Below are 13,399 nucleotides of genomic sequence, written 5' to 3' on the forward strand. Positions count from 1 at the left end.
GTCCCCTTACCGGTGCGCGCTCCTGATTAGGTATTCGATCATGAAAGATAATTCCGTCGGTCCGGCCGGCCTCTTTGACGTGTGTCGACAGCAACAATTGCTTGAAGGTTTGTCCGAGCGGATTGCAAGTTCGTTGGAGCAGCAAGAATCGCTTGTGGTCGCCCACTCGCAGCAACGAGCATCCGAAGATGCCGAACTGTCTGACCGACGCAACGGCGCCATGGCCGAATGTCGAGTCACACGCCACAAAATGTTAACCCAGTGGGATCGCGCTGAAGAAGACCTGACACATGCCTACGAAACCAAAGCGGTCACCCACCGCATGGAACTGAATCGGTTGGCTGTCGTTTTTCGCCGTAAGAAAACGGAAGCAACCAAAGCGATTCAGCGCAAAGTGGACGCGCGACACCAGGCGGTGCTACAGCAATACGAGAATCGCAAGAACCAACCTGGCCTAATCAAACGCAAGGAGATCAAGAAGATCGACGACTCGTTAGCGTCGATACACCAGAACTTGGAATGGGCACGCGAGTTGACCATCCGGCGGTTGGATCGATTGCCGGAAGTGCTTCCCACGGATGACCCCGACGAAGACATGCGTGCGGCACCGCCCGAATCGGTTACGCACACGATCGACACGATTTTGCAATTGACGCGGCAGTCTTCCAAAGTCGTCGAAGAAATGCAGACTGGTGCGGCATCGAAAATCGTGGACAAGTTTTACTTGCCCGTCGGCGTCGCGATCTTCGTCGTCTTGTGGGCGATCGTCGCGTTCTTTGTTGCGCCGTCCCCTCCCTACTTGTGGATGGCTGCGGGTGTTGTACCCGCCGGCATCATCGGGTTCGCAACGTATCTGATTCTGCTTTGGCCACTCAAAAAATCTACGCGGACGCTCTACCCTCGCGCCGAACGACTTGGACAGGCGGCCGAAGAATGCGCGGCGACCGGCCGCAAGATTGCGACACAGACCGCGTCGAATGCTGCGAATGACTTGATCAGCCGGCGTGACGCCCATTTGCTATCTGCCCAACGCTGGAAAGAAGAACAAATGGCAACGCTTGATCAACGCCTCGCTGACGAACAAAACGAACTCCGCCAACAATTGGTCTTGTCGATCGAAAAAGCCGACAACCAGTACTCAGAAAGCTACACAACCGTTGGCACGACAATGCGAGCCAAAGCGGAATCCGTCGCCCAATCGATCACGCAACACATCGCGTCGACAGACCAAATGATCCAGCGGGATCGTGACGTCAACGCCGCCAAGCGTTACGCCGAGATGCAGCGTTTGGCGAATCGGTTGAAGGACGGTGTCAGCCGCGGAATGTCGCGGATTGCAAAGACGGACGAGAAAGTGCAATCCCAGTCTCCGGCGTGGGACGAGATTCTCAATTCCTCCTTCACGCCCGATCGACCGGTCGTCGATTTTGTGCCGATTGGTTCGCTAGCCGTCGAGGGTCACTTGCGAAGCTTGCTGTCCAGCGCCCCCGTCGATGAAACGAAACCGGATCTGTTGGCGGATATCAAGATTCCGTCACGGATGCCGATCGCACTGCACCGCCGTTTGCATTCGTGCTTGGTGATTCATTCGTCGCCGGCGTCGATGAATTCGGCGATCGACGTTGCCCACCAAGTATTGTGGCGATTGCTCTGTACGGCACCGCCGGCGCGAGCCAAGTTGACGTTGATCGATCCGGTGGGTCGCGGCCAACACTTCACCAGCTTCATGGCATTGGTTGACCACGATCCGGCGATCGTCAGCCATCGCGTGTGGACGACCGACCAAAAGATCGAAGCTCGTTTGGCCGAACTTGGGCATCACATCGAAGATGTCTTGCAGTCCAGCTTGCGCGATCGTTTCGAGCGGATCGAAGACTACAACGAATTGGCCGGTTCGATGGCCGAACCCTATCGCGCGGTCGCCGCGGTTGGATTTCCCAACGGACTGACTCGCGAGGGATACGGCCACCTGCGCGCGATCGTCGAAAGTGGACTGCGTTGCGGAATCTTTACGGTTCTGGTTTGCGACGACGACACCCCATGGCCCGCCGACATGCCGGCCCCTTCGGGCAACAAAGTGATGTCGCTGCGGGTCGATGAAGATGGTGCTTGGACTCTGTTGCAACCGGGACTCGAGGACCTTCCCTTCACCCCGGCATCGGTGCCACCAACATCGATCCGCCCAGAACTTGTCGCGAAACTCGGTTCAGCTGCGGTCGCTGCATCACGTGTCGAAATCCCGCTTGACTCGGTGTTAGCAGGTATCGTCGAGGCCAAAGGATCGACCTCGGACGAGATCGCGATCGCCGTCGGCAGCCAAGGTGCCAACCGTGCCATGCAAATGGAACTGGGCGAAGGCGTACGACAACATGTGCTGATCGCCGGCAAAACGGGATCGGGAAAAAGCACGCTGCTGCATTCGATCATCACATCCGCCGCCTATCGCTATCGTCCCGACGAATTGCAGTTCTACCTTTTGGACTTCAAAAAGGGCGTCGAGTTCAAACCTTATGCCGATATCGGTCTACCGCACGCTCGTGTGATCGGAATCGAAAGCGAACGCGAATTCGGACGCAGCGTGCTACAACGACTGGACGTCGAACTGCAACAACGAGGCGAAGCGTTCCGTGCCGCCGGCGTTCAAGAGCTTGGCAATTATCGAAGCGCAACCGGTAAACCGATGCCGCGATTGATGCTGGTGATCGACGAGTTTCAGGAACTGTTCGTGCGTGACGACAGGATCGCTGGTGACTGTGCCATGCTGTTGGATCGATTGGTTCGACAGGGTCGGTCGTTCGGTATCCACGTCGTGCTAAGCAGCCAATCGCTCGCCGGCGCATATTCGTTGCCACGCGCGACGCTTGGCCAAATGGCCGTCCGCATTGCGATGCAATGCAGCGAATCGGACGCCGCATTGATTTTGGCGGACGACAACACCGCCGCTCGTTTGATCAGTCGCCCTGGCGAAGCGATCTATAACGACGCCGGTGGTTTGGTCGAAGGCAACCAACCGTTTCAAGTCGCGTGGCTCTCGCCCCAACGACACCGCGAAATGCTTAGCGCGATCACGGCGCGAGACCAAGCGTACGGATCTGAAATGCCGCCTGCTGTCGTGTTCGAGGGCAACCGCCCATGCCGCTGGACGCCGATCCTGGCCAACGCCGCCCTGAAGAGTGTTCCGAACGGTTCGATCGGCGGATTGCTTGGCGAATCGGTGGAAATCGGGCCGCCGGTCGCCGTCGCATTGTCACGGAATACAGGTCGCAATTTGTTGCTGATCGCCCCACCGGATTCCCGCGCGGCAATCTTGACAGCGACCCTGTCGGGCTTCGCAAAGATGCGTCCCGATGTCGAACTGATCTACTTTGACGGAACACGTGTCGACGAAGGCGAATCGTTGACGCCCTGGCTCAATGATGCGGGCGTCGCCGTCACCGCCATCAAGGCTCGCGAGAGTGATGCAGAGATAGTGCGGCTGTGCAGCGTGCTCGATTCACGCGACGAGGAATCGACCGACTCGTCACCGATCGTCGTGATCATCGATCCGTTGGAACGATTCCGTGATCTGCGGCAAGACGAATCGTTCAACTTCTCGCTCGATTCGGCGGCAAGTGACGGCGGCGGCCCTGCGGGCCTACAGCGACTCTTGCGAGACGGGCCGGCGGTCGGCATGTTCGTGGTTTTGGTTTGCGGTTCCGCAGAAACGCTATCCCGCTGGCTGCCCCGTGGCAGCCAACATGATTTGGAACTCCGAATCCTTGGACCAATGAATCCGTCGGACTCGTCGCTCTTGATCGACTCGCCCATCGCATCCGAATTGTCGGCGGCAACGATGCTAGTCTACGATGATTCCGATGGCCGCATCACGAAGTTTCGCCAATGCGATCTTCCTGACGCGACCGAAGTGAAAACGTGGCGTGAGTCTACTTAGGGACACGACGCCGATTCTCAAAACTGATTTGCAACAGTCCGGCCGGCTTCTTTTGAGCCGCCGCGACGCGTGACGCCAACTGCTGCGTCAACTCGGCGACAATGGGTGCGTACCGATCGTCCTCGGCGACGTTATTCATCTCGGCGGGATCCTGTTTTAGGTCATACAGCTCGCGACCTTCGTCGCCGTTGTCGCCCCATTGAGTGAACCGAAAATCCGCCGTCCTCAGCGAATACCCGCTATTGAGCTGCGACAACGCGGAAGTCCGTGTCGCGATCGTCGGATCCGCAAGCGTTTCAACCAAGCTGATACCTGAAACGGTCGACGGAGCTTTCAATCCGGCAAGTTCCGCAAGCGTGGGATAAAAGTCAACCATTTCAGCCATCGACGCCGACGTTTTCCCCGACGCGATCCCTGGGCCCGCGATTACCAAAGGAACGCGAGTCGCATTTTCGAATAGTGTCTGCTTTTGGTAGTAACCATGTTCACCCATGTGATAGCCATGGTCCGACGTAAACACGACGATGGTGCTATCGGCCAAGCCGGATTCCTGAAGTGCATCAAGGACTCGACCTACCTGGGCATCCGCGAAAGTGATTGACGCATAGTAGGCCTGGATGGCTTGACGGGCGAGTTCCGGAGCAAGATTGATCTGATCCTTCTTCACCTTCAAAGTTTTTTGGGCTGGCAGCGGCAATGTTTTGAGATAGCCGGCGGGAACGTTGGGGATTTTGATCGAATCGACGGGATACTTTTCAAAGTATTTTTTCGGCGCAACATACGGTGTGTGCGGTCGGTACATGCCGACGGCCAGAAAGAACGGCGTCTTCTCTTTGGCATGTTGACTCAGCACCTTGGCGGCTTCGTCGGCGGCGATAGCATCGGTCTGCTCGCTGTCATCCCCGTCCGCAGCCAACCAGCTGAGTGTGCCACCGAATCGGCCCGGCACCAGGCTGAAAATCTTGTCGTGTTCATTGCGATCGCGACCGCGAGGGTTAATCGTGTAGTCCCACGAATATGGATCGTCATGGCCCGACGTACCGATGTGTAACGGAACGTTGTAGTGAAAGATCTTGCCAATTCGCGTTGCCGTGTACCCGGCGTCGATGAACATTTGTGACATGGTTACCACGTTGGGCACATGTTCCCGGATATAGATGGCGTTGCGTTTCACCAAGTTCTGGTCCGGGTACATTCCCGTCATGAACGACGCGCGACTGGGACCGCAAAGCGGATACTGGCAATAGGCCCGATCGAACTTCACGCCACGGGCTGCCAAGCGATCAATATTGGGTGTTTGAACTTGTTCGTGACCGTAGCAAGCCACGTCACAATTCAGATCATCGCAAATCAAGAACAACACGTTCTTGGTATCCGCCGCGGCGCAAACGTTGATGCTGACGAGCGTGACAAATAGAAGAAAGAAAAATCGAGACATGAAGGTTTGCTCCCAGAGCAGGCAGGTCGAAATTCAACGGGGCGTGTCTCGGATCATTCATTCCAAAACACCGCCCAATGTATCCTACCGCACGCTCCACTGCTTCGATCGGTTCGACTCGTCACCCTCGCAATCCGGATACGGCACCCTCGCAATCCGAATACAGCCCCGAATCGATGACGCCAAACCATGTGTGCCGCATCGCTAACGAGACTGAAAAGTCTCGCTGTAGCGAGGCATCTTGTTGTCGATCCAACTCTGCCGACCGGTATCAGTATCGTGCCACTGTGGATCTTGCAGCGTTTTGCTCCACTCCAAACCGTCACTGATCATGCGATCGAGAGTTTCCCTGTTTGACGATGCGATGTTGTCTGACTCGTCGACATCTGCTGTAACGTCAAAGACTTTCCATACCGCGAAATTTTTGCGGTAAGCCTTCAAGTTACCTCGCCGTATCGCGACTTCATTCCCGCCGCCATGGTGCCGCAGCCAATACATGGTGTCATCCGCGTGAGCATCTTTGCCGACCAGAAAATCATACCAGATATTCTTGCCGTCCAGCACCTTGTCCGCCGGCACGGATGCGCCCGACAACGCGGCGAACGTCGGATAAAGATCCAGGGCGTGGACCGGATGGTCGAATACGGTCGCAGCGGGGACCTTCGTTGGCCAGTGCATGAACATCGGCACGCGAATACCGCCTTCGTGCGCTGACCCTTTGTCGTCTTGCAAGGGCGCATTGATGGCCCCCTGCGCAATCTTGCCACCGTTGTCACTTAGAAAAACAATCAAAGTGTTGTCCATGATCGAATCCACGGTGTCTGAATCGGCGTTCGGATCGTTTAACGCATCCACAAGCTTCGCAACACCTCGATCCACTGCGTACATCATCGCAACATAGTTTTGTCGCTTGTCGTAGTCACGGTAGTCGACGCCGTTGCCCGGGTCCAAAGGTTTGTGATCGGGATACAAGTGTTGCAGATCTTCCGTCTTGCCTTGCAATGGCGAGTGCGGCGCGTTGTAAGCGAGATAGAGAAAGAATGGCTTTTGTTTTGCCGCGTTTGCCGAAACAAATTGAACCGCTTCATCCGAAAGCATGTCCGTTAGGTAAGCGTCTTCGGGTGACCGGTACGTTTCGCCATTGCGTTCTAAAAAGTATTGATAGTCGTTGATCTTGGGCTCGACTTTGTCAGTGACCGACGGGAAATAGATATGCCCGCCTCCCACGAAACCAAAGAACTCGTCGAAGCCACGCGTGTTCGGATGCGATGGCTTCGACGACCCCATGTGCCATTTTCCGATACACCCCGTGGCGTAACCCGCATCCCGAAGCACATTGCTAATCAACGTCTCACTTTCGGGGATGCCTTTGGAGTTGTAGTCCTCTAAGTTTTTTGCAACATCTGGAAGATTTTTCTGTCCGCCATAACAGTGCGGCATGCGACCAGAAAGCAATCCCATACGACTGGGGCCACAGAATGGGTGCGCAACATAAGCCTGCTTAAAAATCGTTCCCGCGCGGGCAACCTTGTCGATCGCGGGCGTGACGACATCCGTATCAACACCAAATAGTGCCGCATTGAAACCAACATCCGCATAGCCCAAATCGTCACAAAATATCAAAACGATATTGGGTTGGTTCGCCGACGAAGGGTTTTCCCCGCTGACGAAACGCGTCGCGAAAATGAAGACGATCCCGACAAGTAGGACCGTTCGGAAGTTCAAGGCAGTTGTTTTCATGATGGTGCGTCGTGAATCTTTGGCGAACTAGGATTGAAGGAGAGTGTGTGAGGAAAAAGCGTCCGAGTCCCAGCCATGGTTGATCAGGGCGCTAAGCGCACGATCGCCCATCCATCACCGTCACGACGAAAACAAATTCGATCGTGCAAGCGGCTTGGCCGCCCCTGCCAGAACTCAAATTTCTGCGGCGCTACTTCGTATCCGCCCCAATGCGGCGGACAAGGAATCGGACCATCACCGAACTGAGCGCGAAGGTCGCTCAACGTTTTGCCGAGTGCGTCTTCGTCGACAACCTCCACCGACTGGTTGCTTACGTTGGCACCGAGCTGGCTATCGCGAGGTCGCGATTGAAAGTATCGCTCCGTTCGCGCACGGCTTACCTTCTGGGCAATCCCTTCGATGCGAACCTGTCGTTCCAAGTGAGGCCAGAAGAAACAAAGCGAAACTCGAGGGTCGGCTTCGATCTGGCGACCCTTCGTGGATTCATAGTTGGTGAAGAAAACAAAATTTTGGTCTTCAACCGCTTTCAACAAAACGATGCGAGACGTCACACCCCCAACCGCATCGGTGGTCGAAAGCGTCATCGCGTTGATCTCCATCCAGTCGGGTAGATCCGCGTTTTTTGCTTCGTCGAACCACCGAGTGAACTGAACCACCGGGTCTTGATCGACGTCTTGGATTGCTAGGCCGGCTTTGGTGTACGTCTGGCGCATTTCGTGAATAGACATCAATTTCCCGCGTTTATTTTCATTTTAACGAAGCATTTCTTCTGTTTGGCCCGCTTTGGCGCACCGCTTGCCTCGTTTGTAGTTCGTGATTTCGACACTGCCAACCTGGCAGATGTTTGTTTCCTCGACTGGGTATTCCATGAAAGACACGCTCGCTGAATCCGGCCTCGCTGACAACTCATTTATCGGAAATTTGTTGGTAGCGTCGTCGTTGGTCAACGATTCCGTCTACGCCGGAGGTGTTTGCCTGATCGTGCATCAGGATGATGAGCAAGTGATCGGAGTGATGCTGAACCGACCGTTGCGGCCCAATCCAGAAGCGATGGCTGCCCTGTTGGGTCCCCAACCGCCGGCAATGTCATTGACGTCCAACCGAATTCCGACGGAAGCACCCAGCGGTCCGCCGCAAGAACCAGGGTTGATCAACCAAGATTCGCCAGCCGGATTTCCGCATCTGAATTTGATTCATTTTGGCGGCCCTCTGTCGGGCCCCGTCGTAGCCATCCACCAGGACAGCCAATTCGCCGAGTCGGAACCGGGAACCGGAATCTATCTGGCCGCACAAAAGCAACATCTTGAAAGTCTGCTCAATCAAGAACCCACGAATTGTCGGCTAATTGTCGGCCACCTTCGATGGGACCGCGAACAGTTCGTTTCCGAGATCGAAGCCGGCGTTTGGCATCTGGCGCCGGCCACCGTGGAAACCGTGTTTGGATCGGCTCCCGAAATGTGGCCTGGCCTGATCCGCCGCGCGACGTCGCGATCGGTCGCTCGGTGGATTGGCACGCCTGACGTGATCGGGGCCTCGGAGCTAAACTAATGGTCGGGTTTGATTTTCGACCCGGCAACTCCACACCGAGAAACCACTCGTGGCACGACACGACGAAGACGACATCCCACCGAAGAAGAAATTTCGAATCCAGCGTCGCCGCTTGGGCAAGATCATTCAGATCCAACCCGACGGAAAGTTCGGATTCATCGATGCCGAAGACTATCGAGATGACGTCTTCTTCCACAAAGACGTCTGGGACGGTCGAACCACAAAGTTTGGCCGCGATGTGAACCTGCGCCCAGAAATTGGCATGTGGGTCGAGTTTGAATTGGATGACACGAAGTTTGAAGAAGAAAAGAAACTTCGTGCAAAAGCTTGTCGCCCCACCGATCGACCGATCGGACGCAAGTTGTCGGGACGCGACGCGACGTTTCAAATCGTGCTGCACCATCCCAACGCGAAGCGAAAACGCCCGACCTGGCGGAAGGACGATTGATCGTCCGAACCGAGTTACGGCCCGGGCACGAGTTTACTTTTCTTCTTCCTCGGTCTCTGGTTTTTCAACCGGCAACTTGCCACCGTTCTTCTTCGCCTTCAAAAGATCTTGCTCTAATTCTCGGACCAAGATGGGATTGATGTGCTTGGAAAGCAACTCACGCGTCGTGACGAACATTTCGTCGACTTTGCGTTTTTGATTTGCGTTTCGAGTGCCCAACAGTTTCAAAAAGACGGCCTGTTTCTTGCCCATCGCGGACGCGAGCGCTTCGTTGCTGGGTTGATTACGAAGCGCCTCCATCAATTCTTCGGCCTCTTTCATCTCACCACGCTGAAGCCGCATCCGAATTCTCGCTTTGTACAATTCGCGAACGGCGACCAAGTCGATGATCGAGTTCTGAACACCGCGAATGTAAGCTTCTGCTTGCAAACGCAAATCGTCGCCTTGCAAATCGGCAACTGCGTTCTGATACAGTCCGGGGACCATTGGCAACCGCGCCAGCACCGCACCTCCATTCTTGACATACATTAACCGCAATGGGTCTTTGGTCTTATCGATATTCAATCGACCGTCCCAGTCGGTCCGACCAACGAACGTCATCTCGGTACTCTTCAGTTCTTTCTCGTAGATTTCGTATCCGATCAATGGAAAGTCGACGTCGCCTTGGGCATGCAAACGAAGCAAAGTGCCTTCGTCAAAGGGACGCACTTTGAGCGCGGTGCGAAATGTTCGTTTGTTCTTTCGCCCTTGCAATCCGCCGGCGCGGCCTGCGTAGAAGTCCATCTTGGCGGATCGATCTTCATACTCGGTAACCAAAAGATACGCCCAATCCATTGCACCGATCATGAACGGATCGCCGTTTCTGTCGTTCTTTCGCGACATTGGCTGCAGAACGTCGCCGGGACCGACCAAGGCCGGCGACTCTTCGTCGACAATCAAACCGGCTGCTCGCAACAAACCGACGGCTGATTTTTGACCGGCGTCATCGATTCGGACGACTGGTGCAAAGGCCTTGGTGACGCCACGCCCGATCGCTTCGCCTAATGATTCATTGACCGGTACCGGGACGCCGGCGACAGGACCAAAGAACCGCATCAACGTGTCCATCTCAACCACATCAACTTGGCCGGGTACGGACGACACATCAATTCTCGCAATGAATATTTTGTCGTACTGCTCAATCACTTCACTGACCAATCCTTGGATCGGTGGCGTCACGATCTTCGCTTCCGGTTTGTCCAACATGACGGCCATACCACGATTGACCAGGATTGCCTCAGTACTGGCATCGGCCCACATGTTTTGGACCCTCAGTGCGTCGCCGTCGACGGGCTTCAAACGTTTTGCCACGCCCGTAACTGTCGCGTCACCCTTTGCTTGTGCCCGTTTGATCAACGCGGCAATTCCCGAAGGCGTCCCATGCACGGCTTGCACGAACTCCGCCACGGTGGCCGCGGTACGAATTCGCACCGCGTCCTTGTGATCACGTTTAACAGCCAAGACAGGGTCAGCCGACGTCAGAACGTCGTAGTCCATATTCACCATGTTACGGAACGCAGCGGCCCGAACGGCCGCGGGCGCGTCTTCGATAGTAACACGAAAAACAGACGAGTAATCGCGGTCCAAATACTCTCGCAACGAGTGATCCACCGATGCCGCATTGACGCGATCACTATCGGCAACGATCCAAACCAAAACCCGATAGGGCGAGAAATCCCAAGCCTCTTCCACGACTTCCGCAGCAGCCGTTTCGGATTCGCTTTTCACTTGTTGCGACGCCGAACCGCCGTTCGGCGCGGCCGACGTTTCGGTCGTCTCGACAACGGCAGGGACGGATTCAACTGAATCCGCGTCCACGTCGGCGGCGTGAAGCATCGGCGACAGGATCAAGACCGAAGCCAGCATCCAAAAATGAATCGAGTAATTTCTCATTGTCCCAACCGCCAGTTGCTCGCGTTCTGATACAGCGACACGATATCCGATCCCACGCCAACCAGTTCGCGTCGGTATGCGTACGAATCAACCATTTGCCAAAGCGGCAAAACGGGTAACTCGTGGTGGGCGATAGCGTGCAGATCGAGAAGCCGATCGCGCACCTCGCGCCAGTTCTTTGCTTCCTCTAGACGACGCAGCCCAAGACCGACCAGTTGGTCCGAACTTTTGGCGAGCCCTTCGGGCCCAAGCACGCGACGCGCGTCAATAACCGGTTCCCAAACCGCTGCGGACACGTAAACGATGTCGGCAATGTCTTCATCGGGACCTGGGAACGTGTGTCCGATAGGCAACTCAACGAGCTCAATCTTCAAGTCCAACAATTCCCACTGGCTTCGAATCGCTTCGCAGGCGACTCGCGACAAATTGTCGGCCGGGAACGCCAATCGGATGGGCGTCATCTCAGGTGGTTTTTCTTTCTTACGCGACGCGAATGCTTCCATTTGATTGAAATTCATCGCCAACAGGAGTTTCGCCAATGGCGGTTCGTAAGGGCGTGGCGTGATGTTTTGATCGTACGCATATCCCAGCGGATCGTTGATCTCGATCCCGGCGGGGAACGGTCCCGACAATACGCGACAACCTTCGGACTGCAAACTTTCCAGCAGTTCGCCATTGAGAATGTCTTCGCGGTTGATGCCATAGAGCAACGCACGGCGAAACGTTCGCTCAGCCAAATAAGGATGACCCGAACACGGAACCAACATGTGAACCGTAGGCAGCGGATACTTAACGACCTTTACTTTCTTGCTTTTCGATAGACGGATCGCATCGGCAGGAAACAATTGATCGAGCACGTCGACTTCACCCTGCAACAATTTCGCAACGCCGTCACTTCCCGAAAGCAAGCGAGATTCGACGATTTCACGCGGCTGGGTCGGCGTCTTGGGTGCACCGCGTAAAACGTATCGAACGACTTCGGCTTGGTCCTTCATGGCTTCGGGTTGATAGTCGCCGGTGGGCGATCCCGGTTGCCCGCCGAACCAGCTTCCGTCGACCGGAATTTGCAGCAAACTGATTGGCAAAACATGCGGACGGCGAAGGTTAAAACCGACCTGCTGCGGACCGACCAATTCAATCGAGTTGACTGCTGCGGCCCACGGGGCAAAGTACTCGGGGCTGGTGGGAATGGCGCGATTTGCCATCACATCGGCCAAATAGTGACCACGGATTCCGTCGAGTGGCGGCTTGATCTTCTCTGGCTCGATCAACAAATCGAAGTGCATCCGATCGGGGCTCATCTCGGTGTCGCCAAAGATGAATTCGTACTCGCCGCCTTCGGGACCGGCGCCTTGAATCTCAAAAAGCGTTCGGTACATCAAACGCCCGGCGCGGCGAGCGGCCCAATTGTCAATTCGCGTCGGCTCCAGAACCGTTGCCGATTGCAGCACGCCAACGTTGACCATTGGATAGAGTTCGTGAATCTTGCGCACTAATGCCGCTGCGCCTGGCAATTCGGGTTCAAGATAAAGTGCTTCGCGAGCAATTCGCCTTGCCTCGCGAAAATCCTTTGCCTCCATCGCCTTGATGGCCTCATCGCGTTTGCCAGACGCCATGTCCCAAAAGCTCTTCTTCCATTTCGCAACGGCTTCCAGCCGCTCATTTTGGTAGTCGACTTCCAGACGCGCCAACATTTGCTGGGCCAAATCAAGCTGTCCCGCATCGACCAACGCCTGCATCAATCGGTCTGCGGTCCCACTGAGTGCGCGGACGACGCCGGATCTTTGAAACTCCGGTGCATACCTTCGCAACTCTTCCAACATTGCCAGGGTCGGCGCGATCTCGCCACGTTTCGCACGAGAAATCGCATCCTGCCACAAGAAATTGCTTCGCAGTTCTCGCAATCCCTTTTGGTTCGGAAAATCGCGTATCAATATCGACAAAAACGGATACGCGCCCACGAAATCGCCTGCGGCAATCCGCTCACGTGCTTCCCTTTCTAGTTTCACTTCCCAAAGGTCGATCTTCTCGATCGTTGACCATTTGGCCGTCATTGGTTTGCCCTCGATCCCGAGAACAGTGAAACGCAAATCTCCAGACGGCTTTGACGGCGGACGTCGTCCGGGGAAATCGAGAAGCAGCACGCGAGCCCAACCGCCCCCCGAATCGGCCGTGAAATAGACGATGTCGTGTGGCTCATACTGCAACAGTTCAAGCCCCGGTTCGGGCGGCACACCGACTTCCGCGTAATCGAGCTGCAGTTGCGCGGATGCGGGTTGGCTGGCCACGAAAATCGTGACGATGATGACGATGGACGCGGCTACCCACCGATGCCAATGTTTCGCTTGGGTCATGTCCCTAA

General features: G+C 55.6%; 8 protein-coding genes. 3 read left to right on the forward strand and 5 right to left on the reverse strand.

Annotation, left to right across the window (positions count from 1 at the left end; genetic code table 11):
- Window positions 1-40: 40 nt before the first annotated feature.
- Entirely contained in the window at window positions 41-3,931 is a 3,891-nt protein-coding gene (locus tag Poly51_RS20605) for an FtsK/SpoIIIE domain-containing protein (protein ID WP_146459658.1), read from the forward strand.
- Here Poly51_RS20605 and Poly51_RS20610 read toward each other — a convergent pair.
- The 3 genes from Poly51_RS20610 to pdxH all read right to left on the reverse strand — a co-directional run bounded on the left by Poly51_RS20610 (window position 3,924) and on the right by pdxH (window position 7,837).
- Window positions 3,924-5,369: a sulfatase gene (locus Poly51_RS20610; RefSeq protein ID WP_146459659.1), complete on the reverse strand. Its 1,446-nt coding sequence runs from the start codon at window positions 5,367-5,369 to the stop codon at window positions 3,924-3,926. The genes Poly51_RS20605 and Poly51_RS20610 overlap by 8 nt on opposite strands.
- 204 nt (window positions 5,370-5,573) lie before the next feature.
- On the reverse strand, window positions 5,574-7,109 hold the full coding sequence (locus Poly51_RS20615) for a sulfatase-like hydrolase/transferase (protein ID WP_146459660.1): 1,536 nt from the start codon (window positions 7,107-7,109) through the stop codon (window positions 5,574-5,576).
- 83 nt (window positions 7,110-7,192) lie between these two features.
- A complete protein-coding gene (pdxH, locus tag Poly51_RS20620; RefSeq protein WP_222435899.1) occupies window positions 7,193-7,837 on the reverse strand; it encodes a pyridoxamine 5'-phosphate oxidase in 645 nt (214 codons plus the stop codon).
- 139 nt (window positions 7,838-7,976) lie between these two features.
- Here pdxH and Poly51_RS20625 point away from each other — a divergent pair, with 139 nt between their 5' ends.
- Both Poly51_RS20625 and Poly51_RS20630 read left to right on the forward strand, forming a co-directional pair.
- Window positions 7,977-8,657, forward strand: coding sequence for a YqgE/AlgH family protein (locus tag Poly51_RS20625; RefSeq protein ID WP_186775693.1), 681 nt, complete (start codon window positions 7,977-7,979; stop codon window positions 8,655-8,657).
- 49 nt (window positions 8,658-8,706) lie between these two features.
- Window positions 8,707-9,105 (forward strand): cold shock domain-containing protein, encoded by a 399-nt coding sequence (locus tag Poly51_RS20630; RefSeq protein WP_146459663.1) that lies wholly within the window; start codon window positions 8,707-8,709, stop codon window positions 9,103-9,105.
- Between the two features lie 33 nt (window positions 9,106-9,138).
- On the opposite strand, the gene Poly51_RS20635 is transcribed toward Poly51_RS20630, so the two are convergent.
- Both Poly51_RS20635 and Poly51_RS20640 read right to left on the reverse strand, forming a co-directional pair.
- Window positions 9,139-11,037, reverse strand: coding sequence for a hypothetical protein (locus Poly51_RS20635; protein ID WP_146459664.1), 1,899 nt, complete (start codon window positions 11,035-11,037; stop codon window positions 9,139-9,141).
- Entirely contained in the window at window positions 11,034-13,391 is a 2,358-nt protein-coding gene (locus Poly51_RS20640; protein ID WP_146459665.1) for an ABC transporter substrate-binding protein, read from the reverse strand. The genes Poly51_RS20635 and Poly51_RS20640 overlap by 4 nt, the downstream gene beginning before the upstream one ends.
- Window positions 13,392-13,399: the final 8 nt, after the last annotated feature.

It is taken from the genome of Rubripirellula tenax, from assembly GCF_007860125.1.
Taxonomy (GTDB): Bacteria; Planctomycetota; Planctomycetia; order Pirellulales; family Pirellulaceae; genus Rubripirellula; species Rubripirellula tenax.